This window comes from Burkholderia sp. MSMB1072 (genome assembly GCF_001524725.1).
In the GTDB taxonomy this organism is placed as follows: Bacteria; Pseudomonadota; Gammaproteobacteria; order Burkholderiales; family Burkholderiaceae; genus Burkholderia.
Window position 1 is genome coordinate 55,618 of record NZ_LOYC01000011.1, and the last position, 19,246, is coordinate 74,863.

Here is a 19,246-nt window from a genome sequence, read left to right on the forward strand (position 1 = left end):
GTTGTCTCCTGGGTCATTGTGGTCGCACCGCGCCGCGAACGATTCGTCGCGCCGGCACGGTTGGGGTTCCGGGCCGAGTGCACTGCCCGTCACGCAAGTCGCATGCCATCGCGGCCGGAAGCCGGTGTGGCGCGGCGCACCGGCGCATCGCAGGCGATGCGTCGCACGACGCAGCGCGCCATCGGATCGACGAAGGTGTTGCATTCAGGGACACCGTCGCGCGCGAAGTGTTGCCAAACATGACAGGTGGCGCAGTCCGCGGAACAGCGGGCCGTCGGTCGCGCGCATGCCGGTCCGACGCGATGGGCGGGGCAGTGCGCGCCGCTCTTGCTCGGGGGCTGGCACGGTTCTCGCACGTCGGCTTCGCGACACCCGTCGCCGCGCGGTGCATCGCACGGGCCGGCGCAATGCAAGTGCGGAGACAACGGAAATGATCAGGAGGCCAAAGGCAACCGGGCGCGACGGCGCGACGCGGCGTGGCCGGCGTGTGCGATGCGTCGGCACGACCCTCGGCGCGCTGGCGCTGTGCGGCCTGCCGCCCGGTGGCGTGCGCGCGCAGCAGCAGGCGGAGGGCGCCGCGGCCGCGCTGCCCGCCTCGACCGTCGTGCTGCCCGCGGTGGTCGTGGTCGGCACGACGCCGCTGCTCGGGATCGGCACGCCGCTGTCGAAGGTGCCGGCGAACGTGCAGACGGTGCGGGCGGCCGAGCTCGACGTGCAGCACCGTGCGACGCTCGCCGATTTCTTCGCCGCGAACCTGCAGAGCGTGACGATCTCGGACGCGCAGGGCAACCCGTACCAGACGGACGTCAACTATCGCGGCTTCGCCGCGTCGCCGCTGCTCGGCACGCCGCAGGGCTTGTCGGTGTTCGTCGACGGCGTGCGCGTGAACGAGCCGTTCGGCGACGTCGTGAACTGGGACATCCTGCCCATGCAGGCGATCGACCGCGTGCAGCTGATTCCGGGCTCCAACCCGGTGTACGGGCGCAATACGCTCGGCGGTGCGCTTGCGATCACGACGAAGAACGGCCGGTCGAACCCGGGCGGCGAAGCGGAGGTGTCGGGCGGCGCGTGGGGCCGCAAGACCGCGGGTATCGAGCAGGGCGGGACGATCGGCCCGAACCTCGATTACTACGCGAGCGCGAACGTCGCGAACGACGGCGGCTGGGCCGACCGCAACGCGAGCCGCGTGAGGCAGGCGTTCGGCAAGCTGCGCTACACCGATGCGGACACGACGCTGTCGATCGCCGCAGGCGGCGCGGACAACACGCTGTCCGGCACCCAGACGATCCCGCGCTCGTTCCTCGGCAACCCGAAGCAGGCGTATACGTATCCGGACCGCAACCGCAACGGCGCCGGCTACCTGACGCTGTCGGGCGACCGCTTTTTCGGCGAGCACGTCGAGTTGAGCGGCAATGCGTACTACCGGCACCTGCGCAATGCCAACACGAGCAGCAACAACAATACGGACTACGGATCGGTGGACGACGACGGTACGGTCGACACGGTGCAGGGCCGCAACGCGCAATCGACGATCGTCACCGACAGCTACGGCGGCAGCGTGCAGCTCACGCTGCTCGGCAAGCTCGGCGGGATGGAGAATCAACTGATCGCGGGCGTGTCGGCCGATATCGCGAACTCGAGCTACGTCGCGTCGTCGCAGGACGCGTCTTTCACCGACGCGCGCGCGGCGATCGGCATCGGCGATTTCGTCCGGCAGACCAGCGCGAAGACGCGCAACGCGAATGTCGGCGCATACCTGAGCGATGCGCTGTCGCTGACGCCGCACTGGACGCTGACGCTGTCGGGCCGCTACGACTGGTCGAAGGCGCGGATCGGCGACGAGAGCGGCGTGCAGCCGCTGCTCGACGGCAACCATGTGTTCTCGCGCTTCAACCCGGCCGTCGGGCTCAACTGGAACCCGGTCGCGGGCTTCACCGCATATGCGGCCTACAACGAAGGCATGCGTTCGCCGACCGCGATCGAGCTCGCCTGCGCGGACCCGGCCGCACCGTGTTCGCTGCCGAACGACTTCATCGCCGACCCGGCGCTCAAGCCCGTGATCTCGAAGACGTTCGAAGCCGGCGTGCGCGGCCGCATCGGCGCGGCGACGACCTGGAGCGCCGCCGCCTACCGCACGACGCTGACCGACGACATTCAATTCATCAGCAGCCCGGCCAGCGCGCAGGGCTATTTCCGCAACGTCGGCGACACGCGGCGGCAGGGTATCGAGCTCGCCGGCCGCACGCGGCTCGGTCCGCTCGGTGTCGGGCTGTCGTACAGCCATGTCGATGCGACCTACCGATCGTCGTGGACCGAACACAGCCCCGCGAATTCGGCGGCTGACGCGAACGGCAACGTGACGGTCAAGCCGGGCGACCGCGTGCCCGGCATTCCCGCGCATACGGTGAAGCTGCGGCTCGACTATGCGGCGACGCGTGCGTGGGACATCGGCGCGAACGTCACCTGGCGCAGCGACGTGTACGCGCGCGGCGACGAGAACAACGCCGACGCGAACGGCCGGATCGCGGGCTACGTGCTGGTCGATCTCGACATGCGTTACCGGGTCACGAAGCGGGTCGAGGTGTTCGCGAGCGTGACGAACCTGTTCGACAAGCGCTACGCAAGCTTCGGCGCGCTCGGCCAGAATTTCTTCAACGGGCCGAACCACACGTTCGACGGCGCCCATCCGGTGAACGAGCAGTTCGTCGGGCCGGGCGCGCCGCGCGGCGCGTGGGTCGGCGTGCGCTATGCGTGGGATTGAGCGGCGCGCGGCCGCGTGCGTGATCGCGTCACGACGCGAATGGGCGCGGAGTCGTCATGCGAACGGCGCTGTCGCGAACATCGCATGCACGGCGCGTGCGACGCTGCGCGCCAACGCGGGCTCGCTTGCCAGATGCCCGGCCTTCACGCATTCGATCTTCGCGTCGGGAGCGGCTCGCGCGAGCCGCTCGACATTGTCGACCGGGCAAACGGGATCGTCCATCCCGTGCGCGGCGAACAGCGGCACGCGGGCTTGCGCGGCCCGTCGCGCGAGCGCGAGCACGCGGCGCTCGCCGAGCCAGCAATCGTGTTGCAGGTAGTGCGCCTGGATCCGGTATTTGTCGATCAGCCGGCCGACGGTCTTGTCCGAACGGATCGCGCGCACGGGCGAGCGGCGCGTGCGCGCCGATCCGAGGACGGCGTTTTCATACGCGCGCCACGCGAGCGCCACGGCGCGCTGCCCGCCCGCGCCCGCGCCGTGGCGCAGCCGCTGCGCGCAGCGCGACAGCAGGCGATCCGGCCGGCCGCCGCCGGCCGCTGCATGCAGGCGTCGCCATTCGCGCGGCGCCCGCGAACGGGAAGTCGTGAAGAGTCCGCGGACTTCGCGTGGCGACGTCAGGAACAGGCCGCGCAGCACGACGCCCGTCACCCGCTCCGGATGCGTGCCGGCATACGCGAGTGCGAGCGCGGCGCCCCACGATCCGCCGACGACGCCCCAGCGTGCAATGCCGAACTGCTCGCGCACCGCCTCCAGATCCGCGATCAACTGTGCGGTGTTGTTGTGGCGCGTGCCGCCGCGTGGAGCGGATGCGCCCGCACCGCGCTGGTCGACGAGCACGACGCGCATGCAGGTGAGATCGAACAGCCGCAGGATGCCGGCCTGGCTGCCGCTGCCGGGCCCGCCGTGCAGCACGACGACCGGATGGCCGTGCGCGGTGCCGGCCACGGCGAATGCGATCGATTGCGCGTCGCGGTGCAGGCGGCGGCGCACGGGCGCGGTCGGCGACGCTGGCGTGCCGGACAAGGCCCGCGGCGCGGGCGACGGCGTGGATCGAATCGGGCGACGTGTCATGTCGATAGGGTTCGGGCGGAATGGGAAGAGGCAACCGTCGCTCGGCTGGGCATGGCGACCGGATGGGTTCTGCGATGAAGCCAGAAACGCGCCAGCCGGAAAGCTCCGGATTCGCACGGGTAGCCGCGCGTCGGGAAATCGCGGTATCACAAAGCCTTGGCCGTCGCGCGACGCGACGCCGCCGCACCCGGACGATTCATTACATCGTGCTTTCAATTCGTATCCGGGTGCCGGCGTGGCCCGATGCTTGCTTGCAATGACGGCAAAGCATCCGGCAGTTGACCGGAAGAATCCCCCGGAGGAGACAATGCGCGACGACGTAGAGCAGGCGGCCGGGTCACGGGCCGCGCATCCCGCTGGCTGGCCCGCACCATCGATCCAGAAGGCCCATGAGCGCTCGGAGACGTTCGGCCTGCGGGTGTCGGCACGGCCCGACTACGACGTGCTGTCGAACTCGGCGCTGGTGCTCAAGCGCGAGCAGAACCGTGTGCTGTGCGTGCACGCGATGCCGGTGATGGAGACGCTGCACGAGCAGATCGTCAACACGCAGAGCATGATCGTGCTGACCGATGCGGAAGGCCTGATCCTGCATTCGATCGGCGACGACGATTTCCTGCGCCGCGCGGAGAAAGTCGCGCTGCGCCCGGGCGCGAACTGGGCGGAGAACCGGCAGGGCACCAACGCGATCGGCACGGCGCTGGCCGAGCTGTGCCCGATGGTCGTCCACGGCGACCAGCACTTCCTGGCCGCGAACCGCTTCCTGACCTGTTCGAGCGTGCCGATCCTCGATCCGTACGGCGACGCGATCGGGGTGCTCGACGTGACGGGCGATCACCGCAGCTATCACCAGCACACGATGGCGCTTGCGAAGATGTCGGTGCAGATGATCGAGAATCACCTGTTTACGACGACCTTCCAGGAAACGCTGCAGGTGTCGTTCCATGGCCGCCCCGAGTTCCTCGGCACGCTGATGGAGGGGATCGTCGCGTTCACCGCGGACGGCCGCTTCCTGTCGGCCAATCGCAGCGCGCAGTTCCAGCTCGGCATGCCGCTCGCCGCGCTGCGCGCGCACACGCTGTCGTCGCTGTTCGACATCACCAGTGCGCAACTGATCGACCGCATGCGCGCGAGCACCGACCGGCACCTGATGCTGAATCTCGGCAACGGCGCGGTGGTCTGCGCGCGCGTGCACTTTCGCCGCGCGACGCTCGCCGAAGGCAGCCGGCCGACCGACGTCCATGACGCGGGGGCGCCGGCCGCACACTCGAACGCGGTGCCCGCGCCGGCCGCGGGCACGTCGGCCGGCTTGTCGCGGCTCCACTATCTCGACACCGGCGACGCGCAGGTCGCGTGCGTGATCGCGAAGGTGCGCAAGGTGATCGGCAAGGACATCCCGATCCTGATCACCGGCGAGACCGGCACCGGCAAGGAACTGCTCGCGCAGGCGATCCACAACGACTCGCCGCGCCGCGCCGCGCCGTTCGTCGCGGTCAACTGCGCGTCGATTCCGGAGACGCTGATCGAGTCCGAGCTGTTCGGTTACGAGGAGGGCGCGTTCACCGGTGCGCGCCGCAAGGGGGCGATCGGCAAGCTGCTGCAGGCGAACGGCGGCACGCTGTTCCTCGACGAGATCGGCGACATGCCGTATCCGCTGCAGGTGCGGCTGCTGCGCGTGCTGCAGGAGCGCCTCGTGAATCCGCTCGGGTCGACGAAGACGATCGCCGTGGACATCGCGATCATCTGCGCGACCCACCGCGATTTGCGCGAGATGATCGCGCAGAACCGCTTTCGCGAGGATCTGTACTACCGGCTCAACGGCCTCGTGGTGCGCCTGCCGCCGTTGCGCGACCGCACGGATCTCGCGGTCGTCGTGCAGAAAATGCTGCAACGCGAGGCGTTCGCGGGCCCCGGCCGGCCGCCGTTGTCCGTCGCGCCGGACGTGATGGCGCTGTTCGTGCGCTGCACGTGGCCGGGCAATTTCCGCCAGCTCGGCAACCTGCTGCGCACGGCGGCGGCCATGGTCGACGACGACGGCGAAATCCGGCGCGAGCACCTGCCGGACGACTTCTTCGACGACCTGCGGCGCGCCGACGCGCAGGCCGTGCAGACCACGCCCGATGCGCTCGCCGCGGCGGGCGTCGGGGCTCGCATCGCGGACGCGTCGCTGCCCGCCGACGCGCGTCTCCAGGATGTCGCCGCGTCCGCGATCGCCGCCGCGCTCGCGCGTCATGGCGGCAACGTATCCGCCGCGGCGCGCGCGCTCGGCGTCTCGCGCAACACGATCTACCGGAAGATGCCGGCCGCCGACGCGGGGCGCCATCCATCCGACGGCGACTGACGCGCGGCCGTCGCACGGTGCGCGACCTGTCACAGCCGGTGTGTCAAGTTGCAACACCGGTGTTCAACGATTCAACACTTGTGACCACTCGCGGACAGCGTGCCGCCGGGGCGGCGGCACGTATTCGCGGGAATCGTGTCGGCTATTCGTAAGGATTGCGTCCCGATGCCCGGATGACGGCCGTCGAGGGCCGCCGTGCCGCCGAAGTACGGCTTCGGCACGCTCCTTGCTGAACAGGAACCGACCGCTCGATTGCCGCGGTCGTTCGATCCATCCAGCAACGCTTCGATCATCAACTCGACAGGAGACACACCATGCAGTGGACGACACCGTCTTACACCGACCTGCGCTTCGGCTTCGAAATCACGATGTACATCGCCAACCGCTGATCGCCGTGCGCGCCGCCCGTTTCGCCGTGGTCGGCGCGGGCGGCCTCGGGAATTGACGCCCATGAAGATCAAGATACTCGGCTCGGGAGCCGGCGGCGGCCTGCCGCAATGGAACTGCAATTGCGCGAACTGCCGCCGTGCGCGCAGCGGAAGCGGCCACGTGCTGCCGCGCACGCAGTCGTCGATCGCGGTCAGCGACGACGGCGTCGACTGGGTCCTCGTCAACGCGTCGCCCGACATTCTTTCCCAGTTGCGCGCGGATCCGGACCTGCAACCGGCGCGCGCGATCCGCGACAGCGGCGTCGCCGCCGTCGTGCTGTGCGACGCGCAGATCGATCACGTGACGGGCCTGCTGATGCTGCGCGAGCGCTCGACGCCGCTGCCGCTCTACGCGAGCGCGCCGGTGCTCGACGACCTGTCGACCGGCTTGCCGCTCGTGCCGCTGCTCGGCCATTACTGCGGCGTCGCCGCGCACACGATCGTGCCCGGCGAGCCGTTCGCGGTGCCGGCGGCGGGCGGGATCCGTTTCACCGCGATCGCCGTCGACAGCAAGCCGCCGCCTTATTCGCCGCGGCGCGCGGCGGCCGCGCCCGGCGACAACATCGCGCTGTCGATCGAAGACGTCGCGAGCGGGCGGCGCGCGTTCTATGCGCCGGGGCTCGCGTCGGTCACCGACGACGTGCGCGCGGCAATGGACGGCGCCGATCTCGTGCTGGTGGACGGCACGTTCTGGACCGGGACCGAGATGATCGACCTCGGCCTGTCGGGCAAGCACGCGGCCGACATGGGGCATCTCGCGCAGTGCGCGGAAGGCGGGCGGCCCGGCATGATCGACTGGCTCGACCTGCTGCCCGCACGAACGCGCAAGGTGCTCACGCACATCAACAACACGAACCCGATTCTCGATCCGCATTCCGTCGAACACGCGCACCTGCGTGCGCATGGCATCGACGTCGCACACGACGGCATGCAATTCCAGGTCTGATGATGAACGCACCGATCCCCGCTACGGCGTTGCACGCGACGCCCTGGACCGCGACCGAATTCGAGGCGCGCCTGCGTGCGCTCGAATCGCGCTATCACATCCATCATCCGTTCAACCGGCGGCTCAACAGCGGCGCCTGTTCGCCCGCGCAGATCCGCGGCTGGGTCGCGAACCGCTTCTACTACCAGATCTGCATTCCGCTCAAGGATGCGGCGATCCTGTCGAACTGCGCCGACCGCGATACGCGGCGCCGCTGGATCCAGCGGCTGATCGACCACGACGGGCAGGGCGACAACGAGGGCGGCATCGAGGCGTGGGTGCGGCTCGGCGAGGCGTGCGGCCTCACGCGTGCCGAACTGTGGTCGCTCGAACACGTGCTGCCCGGCGTCCGCTTCGCGGTGGATGCGTACGTGAATTTCGCGCGGCGCGCGCCGTGGCAGGAAGCCGTGTGCTCGTCGCTGACCGAGATGTTCGCACCGCAGATTCATCTCGACCGGCTCGCGGGCTGGCCGTCGCATTACCCGTGGATCGAGCCGGCCGGGCTGCATTACTTCCGCAGCCGCGTGCCGCTCGCGCAGCGCGACGTCGAGCATGGGCTCGCGGTCACGTTGCAGCATTTCACGACACCGGACGCCCAGCAGCGCGCGCTCGGCATTCTGCAATTCAAGCTCGACATCCTGTGGTCGATGCTCGACGCCGTCGAAAAGGCCTACCCCCAATGAATGCGATCGAAGCCGCCAGCGGCGTGCCGCTGCGCCCCTGCCTCAGGGGCATGTACCGCCTGCAATGGGAGGCGGCCCAGGATGCGTACGTACTTCTCTATCCGGAGGGCATGGTCAAGCTCAATCCGAGTGCCGGCGAGATTCTCGCGCGCTGCGACGGCACGCGCGAACTGGACGACATCATCGGCGAACTCGAGCGCCTGTTCATGCAATCGGATCTCGCGACCGACGTCTACCGTTTTCTCGATCATGCGCGACTGCGCGGCTGGCTGGACTGACATGACGCCCGACACGCCCCGTCCGTCCGCGCCGCTGTGGCTGCTCGCGGAACTCACGTACCGCTGCCCGTTGCACTGCGCGTTCTGCTACAACCCGATCGATTTCGCGACTCACGGCGCGGAACTCGATACCGACGCATGGCGCACGGTCATCAGTGATGCGCGCGCGCTCGGCGCCGCGCAAATCGGCTTCTCGGGCGGCGAGCCGCTGCAGCGCGGCGACCTCGAGACGCTCGTCGCGCATGCGCGCGGCCTTGGCTTCTATACGAACCTGATCACGTCGGGCATCGGGCTGAACGTCGCGCGCATCGAGCGGCTCAAGGCCGCCGGGCTCGACCACATCCAGTTGTCGCTGCAGGATTCGACGCGCGAGCTGAACGATTTCCTGACCAGCACGCGCACGTTCGAGCTGAAGCGCGACGTGGCGCGGCTGATCAAGGCGCACGGCTACCCGATGGTGCTCAACTGCGTGCTGCATCGCTACAACCTGCCGCACGTGGGGCAGATCATCGAGATGGCGCTCGATCTCGGCGCCGATTACCTGGAACTGGCGAACACGCAGTACTACGGCTGGGCGATGCTCAATCGCGACCAACTGATGCCGACCGTCGAGCAGGTGCGCGAGGCCGAGGAAACGGTCAACCGCTATCGCAAGCTGATCGGCGAGCGCTGCAAGATCCTGTTCGTCGTGCCCGACTATTTCGAGCGCCGCCCGAAGGCCTGCATGAACGGCTGGGGCTCGGTGTTCCTCGGCGTCGCACCGGACGGCACCGCGCTGCCGTGTCATGCCGCGCGGTCGCTGCCGGGGCTCGCGTTGCCGAACGTGCGCGACCGCGCGCTGCGGGAAATCTGGTACGACAGCGATGCGTTCAACGCGTTTCGCGGCGAAGACTGGATGAGAGCGCCGTGCCGCACGTGCGACGAGCGCCATGCGGATCACGGCGGTTGCCGGTGCCAGGCCTACCTGCTGGCCGGCGACCCGAAAGAGGCCGATCCGGTGTGCGCGAAGTCCGCGCATCACGACCGGATCGAACAGGCCGTGCAGTTCGCACGACGTCGTGCGCCGCGCGACGAACAGCCGCTGGTATTTCGCAGCAAGGAGAATTCGCTCGCGCAATGCGGTGCGGCGTGCGACGGCTGACGGGATACGGCCGGGGACAGTGGCAGGGCGAGCGACACAGCGCGACGCGATGGATATCGGGACGATCGCTACGCAGTCCTCTTCATATCGTTGGCGACGCGCGATTTTCGCGTGCGAGGACGGCTGAACGCCGGACGGGGACCCGATGCGGCAGGCCGGGTGGTCGCCGCACGTGTCGCGACCGGCTGCGGCTATTCGTGCCTCGATGCCGCGGCGCGCGACGCGGGGCTGGCGAGCCGCTGCGCGACGCACGCGAAAAACGGTGCGCCGTCGCCGGCGCGGGCGCGCGCACCGATCACATTCAATCTCGACGAATGACCGGGCACGTCGGCGACATCACCCGTCATCGGCCTTCGCCTGCAAATCCTTCAGCCCTTGAATCACGACCAGCAGCGCCCGGCCGTGCTCGTCCGAGCCATCCCACGCGTCGACGATCGCGTCGCGCAGCAGGTCGTTGTACCGGCGGCGCGACGGCTCCGTCTCGACACCATAGAAACTGCATAGCTTGTTGAATGGCGCGCTGCGGCGCAGCCGGCGCCCGTTCGACAGCCGAAGGCGCGACACGGTTGGCTGGCTGACCCCGGAAAGTCGCGCGATTTCGCTGGACGAGCGCGTATCTGCCATCAAGCGGCGCAACAGGTCTTGAACGGGAAAATCTTGGTCCGGGGCTTCCATGCGATGCATTATACCTATACAGTTACGGCTGTTGAATGGGCTTGCTGTCGACAGCGAGGCTGTATCCCGAGAAAGTTGATGACACTGAAACACCTCCCCCCCACGTTCTGCTGGACCAAGATCGGTACCGAGTCCGGTGAGGAACTGCCGACCGTCGTGCTCCGCAAGGAATGGGAGCGCCGGCTCGGGGGCGGGCGCTTTCTGTGGGGCATCAACCAGCCGCTCGGCAACAGCGCGCAAGTCGCCGCGCATCGCACGGGCTCGCTGCTCGCGCTGTTTTCGCCGGTCGCGTCGCGCTCGCGCGCGGGCGAGCGCAAGGACGCGCTGCTGTGGAATGCGTGGGTCGACGCAAGCGGGCAGGTGCGGCCTTTGCCGCCGCACACGTTCATCGCCAGCCGTTCGACGTTGCCGTCGGGCCGGCGCCGCGAGCAGCACTACGCGCTCGTGTGCGCATCGTCCACCGCGCTGACGGTCGGCACGCAGTTGCGCGTGTTTCCCGACCACCTGCGCAGCGTGAGCACCGGCAGGCCGCTGGGCGCCGCGCAGGGAGCGGCCGTGGTCGACTGCATCGGGCGTGCGAAGGAGCAGACGGGCAAGAGCTATCCGCTCGCGCTGTCGGTGGAGCTCGAAGCACCGTATTTCGTGCGGCTCGCGCAGCCGTGCGTGCTGAAGGCGCGCGATCTCGCGGAAGTGAACAAGGCCACGCGCGCGGGCGATTTCGATCGCTTCGTCGAGCTGGTCGCGCGCTTGCGCGGCCGTTCGCCGACGGACGCCGTGCGCGGCGTCACGCGCGATCTGTTCGATGTGCCGCCGATCGAAACGGCGGCCGCGTATGTGGCGCCCACGCACGTCGCGCGCATGCGCAACCGGCCGGCGGTCGAGCATCCGCGCGATCTCACCGGCGATCTGTTCGACCTGTCGCCGGGTGAGGCGGCTGCGTTCGCCGGGCTCGCCCATCCGCGCATCGGGCGCGCGTGACGCCACGCGCGAAATCGTTCGCGCAAGAATTTGTTGCAATCTCTCCGTAGCGGATCGGCGAACGCGGAGCGACAATCGGCACGAAGCGCGCGGTGCCGCGGCCGATACGTCGCCACGCGACGGGGCGTGGTTCACGCCGCCGACATGCGTATCACGCACACTGAGCGTCGGCGTGCTTCACACTGCAATCCTGAGGGAGAAGTGTCGATGTCGACCCACATCTGTTCGCGGGAAGCGCGAGCCGCACAACGCTTCGTCGAAGCGACGCGCAACGTGGATCGGGCGTTTCGCGCGGTGCGCGGCGAAAGCGACGACGACGGCTCGTCGGCCGAATACGCACGCGCGATGTCGCGTCTCGATCGCGCGCTCGACGAGCTGGCGCGTGCACAGGAATTCTTCGATCGCATCGTCGGCGCGAGTGCCGCGCACGACAACTGACGGCTTCGTCGTTTCTCTGGTGTCGCGCGTCGAGCGGCGCGCATTCATCTTCTTGTCGGGCGTTCATGCCCGGCATGCCGGTTCGTCATCCCGTTTCGATTTCCGGCGTCGGGCAGGCGTCGGCCGGATCGCCGCCGTAACGGAAGCCGTGCGTCAGCCCGCGCGTGTCATGCCCGGCGTGGACGGCGCGGCACGAGACGCGTAGCCGCGATGCTGGAACGAGGTCGCGAAAAACCGCATCTGATAGCGGATCGCATTCGCCCAGTAATCCCACGTATGGCCGCCCGGCCGCTCCGCATAGTCGTGCGGCACGCCGAGCGCGACGAGCCGTTCGTGCAGCGTGCGGTTCGAGCCGACGAAGGCATCGTCGCGGCCGCAATCGATCGTCAGGTCGAGATGCGCGCGCACGAACGCCCGCGCGCTTTCGACGATCACGTTGCGATTCCAGAATGACGGATGGCGATCGGGATCGCCGAACACGTGGGCGATCCCCGGCTCGTCCGTGCAGCAGCGCGGATCGACCGCGCCGCTGATGCTGCCGACCGCGCCGAACGTGTCGGGCCGGTCGAGCGCGATGCGCAGGGCGCCGAAGCCGCCCATGCTGAGCCCGGTGATCGCGCGCGCGTGCTGGGCCGCGATCGTGCGGAAATGCAGGTCGACATAGGACACGACTTCGTCGCCGACGAAGGTCTCGTAGCGGCTGCCTGAATCGAACGGGCTGTCGATGTACCAGCTTTCGTGTCCGCCGTCGGGCATCACGAGGATCACGCGATAGCGGTCGGCCAGCGCGGCGATGTGCGTGTTCGACGTCCAGTCGGTATGGTCGCCGCCCGAGCCGTGCAGCAGATAGACGACGGGGTAACGTTCGCCGTGGTTGTCGCGCGCGTAGTCGTCGGGCAGCACGATGGTGGCCTTCAGCGTCTCGCTCATCGCGGCGCTCGGGATCGCGACGACCCGCGCATGGAAGGCGAAAGCAGGGCTCGTGACGGCGAGCAGCAGAAGGAGCCAGAAGGTACGTGCCAGGCGCATCGATCCTTGCATATGTCGACCCAGTCCGGCCGGAGGCCGGGAAAACCCTGTTCCGGCGACTCTAGCAACCGCGCCTTTCAACCATATTTCGGCGAATCCTACGGGTTGTCAGGCGGACGGCTTGCATACGATGCGCGCGATGGCGGCGCGCAATGCATCGGGCTGCTCGGCCGCGACCAGGTGCCCGCTGCCGGCGATCGTGTCGAAGCCGGCGCAGCGCGCGAGCGCGTGTTCGGGCACGTGCCAGCCCGCGCGCGAGCGTTCGCCGGCGATCAGCCAGACGGGGTGACGCTCGAACACCTGCGCGAGCGCCGGCAGGTAGCCCGCGGCGCCGGTCGTCTCGATCACCGAGCGGCCCATCGCACGCAGCGTCGATGCCGGCTGATGCGCGAGCCAGCGGCGGGCGTCGTCGAGCTGGCGCGGCGACGGTGCGTCGATCGCGCCGCGCAGCCAGTCGAGCGGAGCCGCACGCAGGCCGTCGAGCATCGCATCGGCTTCGCCCGGCGTCATGCGGCCGACCGATGCCGACCAGAACGCATCGTCGAGCGTGAAATTGCCTTCGACGTTGACGATACGCCGCACCCGTTCGGGGTGCGCCTGCGCGAACAGCATCGCGATCGCGCCGCCGACCGAATGGCCGACGACATCGACCGGCTGCATGCCGAAGTACGTATCGACGGTTTGCCGCACGTGTTCGACCTGCGCGGCAAGCGAGATCGCGTCGGGCGGCGTGGCGCGATGCGAACCGTAGCCGAGCAGGTCGGGGCAGAGATGCGGGCCGTTCCATCCGCGCACGTCGAACGTGCCGATGAAACCGTGAATGAAGACGACGGGGGTGGACGGGATCATGCGGCGTGCATCGAATGAAGCGGCGGCAATTCGAGTTCGGCGAGCAGTTCGTCGAGTTCGAGCACGTGCGTGCGGTCGTGGTCGAGCAGCTCGCGCACGAGTTCGTCGAGCGACATGCGGCGGATGCCGTCGCGCAGCCCGCAGCGTGCGAGTTGCGACGGTTCCAGCGCGGCCGCGGTGGCGCACAGCGCGGCGCGGCCGCGGCCGAACGCCGCCACCGCGACATCGAGCGGCTGCGCGAGATAGTCGCGTTGCGCGGCGAGCGCAGTGCCGTCGACGGATTCGATCATGGACAACTCGGCCGTACACACGGCGTCGATGCGCGCGGCGAACACCGCATCGAGATCGCGCAGGTGGCATGCGTGTTCGACGAGCGAGAAGCCGGTGCCGGCCGGGCGGCGCACGGCCAGCGCCGCCGGCACATGCGTCGCATAGGCGGCGAGCCGGGCGGGCATGCGAGCCAGCGCGGCGACGACGTCGGCGAACGGCAGCCGGTGCGGGTACGCGCTGAATACCGCGCCATAGCTGAACGGCGCACCGCCGAGCCGCCCGCGCGCCTGCACGACCTCATGGCCGTGGCGGCGCATGACGTCGGCGACCATCGCACCGCAGAACTGGCGGGCCGTCGTGTCGGCTTCGACTTCGGGGAACGTGCGCGCGATCTCGTCCTGGATCGCGCCGATCGCGGCGACGCCGACACGCGACAGCGCCGCGAACTCGAGATAGCGCTCGGGCCGATCGATCAACGCTTCGAGCTGGGCGCCGAGCGCGGTGGAGCGGAAACGGTCGAAACGGGAATGCATGACGAAGCCCTGCCTAGTAACGTGTCAAAACGATACGTTACTAGGCAGGGCTTCGTCAACCGTCACGTTTGACGCTTATGGCTTCTGCAGCCCGGGGGTGAATGCGGGGCTGAAATCCTCGGCCTCGAACAGCGGGCGGATCTCGATATCGGAGTCGCCGGGCATCGGGTTCGGGCAGCGCTTCACCCATTCGACGGCTTCCTCCATCGATTTCACCTGCCACAGCCAGTAGCCGGCGACGAGTTCCTTCGTTTCGGCGAACGGGCCGTCGATGACCGCGCGGCTTTTGCCCGAAAAATGCACGCGCTTGCCGTGGCTGCTCGGGCGCAACCCGTCGGCCGCGAGCAGGATGCCGGCTTTCATCAGTTCCTCGTTGAACCGGCCCATCGCGGCCAGCATGTCGGGGTCGGGCATTTGGCCGGATTCGGAATCGGCGGTGGCTTTGACGATGACCATGACGCGCATTGTCGTATCTCCTCGAACGTGAATAGGGCGCTTGCCGGCGGTGCGACGGCAAAACGATCGGTTACGACAATACGACGTGCGACGGCGACGCGAATCGACATCGCGGGCGAAAATTATTCTGACGCGATCGAAGCGGTGGGGCGCGCCGCGCGGCCGCTGTCACGGAGCGCATCGGCAAAACTGGTATGCTGGCCCGCATCACGTGTACGTGGAGGGTGCCATGGCTGCCAAGGAAGTCTCGAAGAAGAAGTACCTGAAAATCCTGAACAAACGCCTGCGCGCGGAGCCGGCGGCCCCGGCCGGCGCGTCGTTCGTCTTTTTCCCGCTGGGTGCGAAGGCGAAGCATGCGACGGGCGTCGTGTCCGGCGACGCGCGCAGCAAGCGTGAACTGGCCGTGATGGCCGCAGTCCAGCGCAAGGCGGCCGAAGAATTCATCGTCGCCGACGCCTGACCGGCCCCGGCCGCACCGCTGTCGGATGACCGCCGCCGCGGCTCACGCGGCGGCGGCTTCGCCGTGAGCGATCGTGCCGGCGAGCACGTGCGGAACGTCGTGCGCGATCGCCGGGCCGTGCGTCGACGGGACGATGTCGAGATCGAGCGTCCGGATCCGGCGCAGCGCGCTCGTCGTGTGCGGGAGCCATCGATGCGATCCTCGAGCGGGAGTGAAAGCGGCGGCGCCGTCACGCGATCGTCGCGATATATCGAACCGGCGCGTCGATTCGGTCCAGCAGCGTCGCGCCGGATGCGAAGCGCGTCGATTCATGCAGCCCGCCGGGCGGTACCGAACGCTCGCCTCGCCCGAAACGGCTTGAAAACCGACCGCGGCGATCAGGACGCCTCGTCCGCCGCCGCCGCCGGATACCGGCCGCTGCCGTCCGTCTCGTCGCCTGCCGCCAGTTGCTCCAGCGCGAGCCCCTTCGTCTCGATCCCGAGCGTCCATACGGCGACGGCCGCCGCGACGAACGACAGCGCACCGAGCGTGAACACGCCGCCCTGACCGAACACCGGCAACACGACGCCGACCACGTAAGGCCCGATCAGCGAGCCGATCCGGCCGACCGCCGACGCGAAGCCCGAACCCGTCGCGCGTGCGCCGGTGCCGTACAGTTCGGGCGTGTACGTGTACAGCGCCGCCCACATTCCGAACAGGAAGAACTGCATCGCGAGGCCCGTGACGATCAGCAGCGTCGTGCTGCCGCCGTACAGCGCGCTCTGGCCGTACGCGTACGCCATCGCGCCGCCGCCGATCAGCGATGCGATGCAGGTCGGCTTGCGGCCCCAGCGTTCGACGAGCCACGCGGCGCACAGGAAGCCCGGCACGCCGCCGAGCGAAATCAGCACCGTGTAGAACACCGATTTCGTGACTTCGAAGCCGGCCTGCTGCAGCAGCGCGCCGAGCCACGACGTGAGACCGTAGAAGCCGAGCAGCGCGAAGAACCACAGCAGCCAAACCATCACCGTGCGGCGGCGGTACACGCCGCTCCAGATCTCGCGCAATGCGCCGCGGCCACGGGCGGCGGCCGGCTCCGCAAGCCGCGACGGCGGCGGCAGCGTCGCGACGCCGGCCGAGCGCATCACCTTTGCCTCGATCGACTGCATCACCGTGTCGGCTTCCGCGTGCCGGCCCGCATGTTCGAGCCAGCGCGGCGATTCCGGCACGATACGGCGCACGACGAGCACGAACACGGCCGGAATCGCGAGCAGCGCGAACACGGTGCGCCAGCCGAATTGCGGCAGCACGAAATACGCGACGATGCCGGCCGTGATGAAGCCGAGCGGCCAGAAGCCGTCCATCAGTGCGATCAGGCGGCCGCGCTTCTCGGTCGGCACGAATTCCGACAGCAGCGTCTGCGCGACCGGAAACTCCATGCCCATCCCGATGCCGAGCAGCACGCGGTAGACGATCAGCGCGTCGACGCTCTGCGCGGTCGAGCACAGGTACGACGCGGCGCCCCACAGCACCATGCTCCACTGGAAAACGGGCCGGCGGCCGAAGCGGTCGGCGAGCAGGCCGGCGACGGCCGCGCCGAGCACCATCCCGAAGAAGCTCGCGCTCGCGACGAGGCCGGCGGCCGCGGTCGACAGGCCGAACTCCTTGCGGATCGAGCCGAGCACGAACGTCATCGTGCCGAGGTCGACCGAATCGAAGAAGAACGCGATCGCGATGATGAAGAAGATGCGCTTGTGATAGCCGGAGAACGGCAGGCGTTCGAGCCGGGCGGCGGCGGAGGCGGGAGCGGTGGCGGCGGGCATGGCGTCCTCTGAAATGAAAAAGGGGCCGCGCAGCGCATGCTCCAGGGCCCCGATGCTTCGTATTCAGTAGACGCGACCACAAACCGCCGCATCAGAGGAAAAGCGCCGCCTGCTTGCCCAAATGCGTCATCGGCGGGCGGCGCGCGTGACGCCGGCCGTCGTCAATTCTTCAGTTTGTAGCCGGTGCGGAACATCCACGCGACGATCGCGAGCAGGATCACGAGGAACAGCGTGGTTGCAGCGAGACTGATCCACACGTGTACGTCGGCGATCCCGTAGAACGACCAGCGGAAGCCGCTGATCAGGTAGACGATCGGATTGAACAGCGTGATCACGCGCCACGCGGGCGGCAGCATGTCGACCGAATAGAAGCTGCCGCCGAGGAACGTGAGCGGCGTGATGATCAGCAGCGGCACGAGCTGCAGTTTCTCGAAGCTGTCGGCCCAGATGCCGATCACGAAGCCGAACAGGCTGAAGGTGACGGCCGTCAGCACCAGGAACAGCACCATCCAGAACGGATGCAGGATGTGCAGCGGCACGAACAGGCCGGCCGTGGCGAGGATGATCACGCCGAGCAGGATCGACTTCGACGCGGCCGCGCCGACGTACGCGATCACGATTTCCCAGTACGACACGGGCGCGGACAGGATCTCGTAGATCGTCCCCGTGAAGCGCGGGAAGTAGATGCCGAACGACGCGTTCGAGATGCTCTGCGACAGCAGCGACAGCATCACGAGGCCCGGCACGATGAACGACCCGTAGCCGATGCCGTTCACGTCGCTGATGCGCGAGCCGATCGCCGAGCCGAACACGACGAAATACAGCGACGTCGAGATCACCGGCGCGATGATGCTCTGCATCAGCGTGCGGCGCGTACGGGCCATTTCTGCGCGATAGATCGCGCGGATTCCATGCCAGTTCATCAGTTGCTCCGAGAAACCCCGTCCTTCAGGACGGGGAGGAAAGGATTGCTATTGACAGACAGCTTCTTCCACGGATTAGGATCACCGACATGATCCTTGTCTACCGCTACCGCGTGAAGTCGCTCAACGGACTGCTTAACAAGCCGAGCCGCGCGGTGAACTACGTCTGGAATTTCTGCAACGACACGCAGAAGCACGCGCTCAAGTGGAGCAAGAAGTGGCCTACAGGATTCGACCTGAACGTGCTGACGACCGGCAGCAGCAAGGAACTCGGTATTCACTCCGGCACGGTCAACGCGACGTGCGAGCAATACGCGAAGTCGCGCAGTCAGCACCGTCGCCCGTACCTGCGTTATCGCGGCAGGAAGTCGCTCGGCTGGGTGCCGCTGAAGGGGCGTGACCTGAAGCGCGAGGGCGACGCGTTCCGTTTTGCCGGTAACACCTTTCGCGTATTCAACAGCCGGGCGCTTCCCGAAGGCAAGATCAAGGACGGAACCAACTTTGCGCAGGATGCGCGCGGCAACTGGTTTCTCAACATCGTGATCGAGATGCCGGATGTTCCGGCCCGCCCGATCCGTTCCGGCGTCGGCATCGATCTCGGCCTGAAAGACTTCGCCACACTTTCGACCGGCGAGAAACTGCCCAATGACCAGTTCGGTCGACGAGCGGCGGAAAAGCTCGCGAAAGCGCAGCGAGCACGAAAGCACAAGCGACATATCGCGAAGCTGCACGCAAAGATCGCCAATGCCCGCGCCGACTTCCAGCACAAGCTCGCGCTCGATCTGATGCGGCGGTTCGATTACATCGCGGTTGGCAACGTGTCGGCCAAAAAACTCGCCAAAACCAGGATGGCGAAGAGCGTCTACGACGCATCCTGGTCGTCCTTCAGAAACAAGCTCCGCTACAAAGCGATCGCGCACGGAGTCACGTTCGAGGAAGTGGACGAAAGCGGTTCGACCCAGTCCTGTTCGTCGTGTGGGTCGAAAGACAGCACGACGCGGCCGAAAGGTATCGCGGGACTGCGAATAAGAGAGTGGGTTTGTGGTGGCTGTGGTGTCTTGCATGATCGAGATACCAACGCTGCTTTGAACATTCTCCGATGCGGACGTGCATCGCCAGGTGTGGGAATCCTCTCCCTTTAGGGAGCG

At 67.9% G+C, this 19,246-nt stretch carries 19 protein-coding genes; 11 read left to right on the forward strand and 8 right to left on the reverse strand.

Features of this window, described 5'->3' with window-relative positions:
- The first annotated feature begins 430 nt into the window (after window positions 1-430).
- Complete coding sequence (locus tag WS89_RS06675; protein ID WP_059790078.1) at window positions 431-2,761, forward strand: TonB-dependent receptor; 2,331 nt, start codon at window positions 431-433, stop codon at window positions 2,759-2,761.
- A 54-nt stretch (window positions 2,762-2,815) separates the two neighbouring features.
- On the opposite strand, the gene WS89_RS06680 is transcribed toward WS89_RS06675, so the two are convergent.
- On the reverse strand, window positions 2,816-3,832 hold the full coding sequence (locus WS89_RS06680; RefSeq protein WP_059790035.1) for an alpha/beta fold hydrolase: 1,017 nt from the start codon (window positions 3,830-3,832) through the stop codon (window positions 2,816-2,818).
- A 307-nt stretch (window positions 3,833-4,139) separates the two neighbouring features.
- Between WS89_RS06680 and WS89_RS06685 the strand changes: the two genes are divergently transcribed.
- The 6 genes from WS89_RS06685 to pqqE all read left to right on the forward strand — a co-directional run bounded on the left by WS89_RS06685 (window position 4,140) and on the right by pqqE (window position 9,685).
- Window positions 4,140-6,170, forward strand: coding sequence for a sigma-54-dependent Fis family transcriptional regulator (locus WS89_RS06685; protein ID WP_059790036.1), 2,031 nt, complete (start codon window positions 4,140-4,142; stop codon window positions 6,168-6,170).
- A 314-nt stretch (window positions 6,171-6,484) separates the two neighbouring features.
- Window positions 6,485-6,559, forward strand: a complete 75-nt coding sequence (pqqA, locus tag WS89_RS31945; protein WP_006485436.1) for a pyrroloquinoline quinone precursor peptide PqqA — start codon at window positions 6,485-6,487, stop codon at window positions 6,557-6,559.
- Window positions 6,560-6,620: 61 nt separating this feature from the next.
- Window positions 6,621-7,544: a pyrroloquinoline quinone biosynthesis protein PqqB gene (gene pqqB, locus WS89_RS06690; protein WP_059502223.1), complete on the forward strand. Its 924-nt coding sequence runs from the start codon at window positions 6,621-6,623 to the stop codon at window positions 7,542-7,544.
- 2 nt (window positions 7,545-7,546) lie between these two features.
- Complete coding sequence (gene pqqC / locus WS89_RS06695) at window positions 7,547-8,266, forward strand: pyrroloquinoline-quinone synthase PqqC (protein ID WP_059790080.1); 720 nt, start codon at window positions 7,547-7,549, stop codon at window positions 8,264-8,266.
- Window positions 8,263-8,544 carry a pyrroloquinoline quinone biosynthesis peptide chaperone PqqD gene (gene pqqD, locus WS89_RS06700; protein ID WP_006480620.1) on the forward strand — a complete coding sequence of 94 codons (282 nt, stop codon included), beginning with the start codon at window positions 8,263-8,265 and terminating at the stop codon, window positions 8,542-8,544. Before pqqC ends, pqqD begins: the two co-directional genes overlap by 4 nt.
- Window position 8,545: 1 nt before the next feature.
- Window positions 8,546-9,685, forward strand: coding sequence for a pyrroloquinoline quinone biosynthesis protein PqqE (gene pqqE / locus WS89_RS06705; RefSeq protein ID WP_059790039.1), 1,140 nt, complete (start codon window positions 8,546-8,548; stop codon window positions 9,683-9,685).
- Between the two features lie 336 nt (window positions 9,686-10,021).
- Here pqqE and WS89_RS06710 read toward each other — a convergent pair whose 3' ends face one another.
- Window positions 10,022-10,360 (reverse strand): helix-turn-helix domain-containing protein, encoded by a 339-nt coding sequence (locus tag WS89_RS06710; RefSeq protein WP_059502228.1) that lies wholly within the window; start codon window positions 10,358-10,360, stop codon window positions 10,022-10,024.
- Window positions 10,361-10,438: 78 nt separating this feature from the next.
- Here WS89_RS06710 and WS89_RS06715 point away from each other — a divergent pair, with 78 nt between their 5' ends.
- Window positions 10,439-11,338: a hypothetical protein gene (locus WS89_RS06715; RefSeq protein WP_059790041.1), complete on the forward strand. Its 900-nt coding sequence runs from the start codon at window positions 10,439-10,441 to the stop codon at window positions 11,336-11,338.
- A 207-nt stretch (window positions 11,339-11,545) separates the two neighbouring features.
- Complete coding sequence (locus WS89_RS06720; RefSeq protein ID WP_059502751.1) at window positions 11,546-11,776, forward strand: hypothetical protein; 231 nt, start codon at window positions 11,546-11,548, stop codon at window positions 11,774-11,776.
- Between the two features lie 153 nt (window positions 11,777-11,929).
- On the opposite strand, the gene WS89_RS06725 is transcribed toward WS89_RS06720, so the two are convergent.
- The 4 genes from WS89_RS06725 to WS89_RS06740 all read right to left on the reverse strand — a co-directional run bounded on the left by WS89_RS06725 (window position 11,930) and on the right by WS89_RS06740 (window position 14,922).
- A complete protein-coding gene (locus WS89_RS06725) occupies window positions 11,930-12,805 on the reverse strand; it encodes an alpha/beta hydrolase (RefSeq protein WP_179949850.1) in 876 nt (291 codons plus the stop codon).
- Between the two features lie 108 nt (window positions 12,806-12,913).
- Entirely contained in the window at window positions 12,914-13,654 is a 741-nt protein-coding gene (locus WS89_RS06730) for an alpha/beta fold hydrolase (RefSeq protein ID WP_059790045.1), read from the reverse strand.
- On the reverse strand, window positions 13,651-14,457 hold the full coding sequence (locus WS89_RS06735; RefSeq protein WP_059790047.1) for a DinB family protein: 807 nt from the start codon (window positions 14,455-14,457) through the stop codon (window positions 13,651-13,653). The genes WS89_RS06730 and WS89_RS06735 overlap by 4 nt, the downstream gene beginning before the upstream one ends.
- A 75-nt stretch (window positions 14,458-14,532) precedes the next feature.
- Window positions 14,533-14,922 carry a YciI family protein gene (locus WS89_RS06740; protein ID WP_059502240.1) on the reverse strand — a complete coding sequence of 130 codons (390 nt, stop codon included), beginning with the start codon at window positions 14,920-14,922 and terminating at the stop codon, window positions 14,533-14,535.
- A 220-nt stretch (window positions 14,923-15,142) separates the two neighbouring features.
- On the opposite strand from WS89_RS06740, the gene WS89_RS06745 reads away from it, so the two are divergent.
- Entirely contained in the window at window positions 15,143-15,373 is a 231-nt protein-coding gene (locus WS89_RS06745; protein ID WP_059790049.1) for a hypothetical protein, read from the forward strand.
- A gap of 377 nt (window positions 15,374-15,750) precedes the next feature.
- Here WS89_RS06745 and WS89_RS06755 read toward each other — a convergent pair whose 3' ends face one another.
- Together WS89_RS06755 and WS89_RS06760 are read right to left on the reverse strand one after the other, a co-directional pair.
- Window positions 15,751-17,175, reverse strand: a complete 1,425-nt coding sequence (locus WS89_RS06755; protein ID WP_059790054.1) for an MFS transporter — start codon at window positions 17,173-17,175, stop codon at window positions 15,751-15,753.
- 161 nt (window positions 17,176-17,336) lie between these two features.
- Window positions 17,337-18,098 carry an ABC transporter permease gene (locus WS89_RS06760; protein ID WP_059502249.1) on the reverse strand — a complete coding sequence of 254 codons (762 nt, stop codon included), beginning with the start codon at window positions 18,096-18,098 and terminating at the stop codon, window positions 17,337-17,339.
- An 89-nt stretch (window positions 18,099-18,187) separates the two neighbouring features.
- Between WS89_RS06760 and WS89_RS06765 the strand changes: the two genes are divergently transcribed.
- Window positions 18,188-19,240: an RNA-guided endonuclease InsQ/TnpB family protein gene (locus WS89_RS06765; RefSeq protein WP_059790056.1), complete on the forward strand. Its 1,053-nt coding sequence runs from the start codon at window positions 18,188-18,190 to the stop codon at window positions 19,238-19,240.
- Window positions 19,241-19,246: the final 6 nt, after the last annotated feature.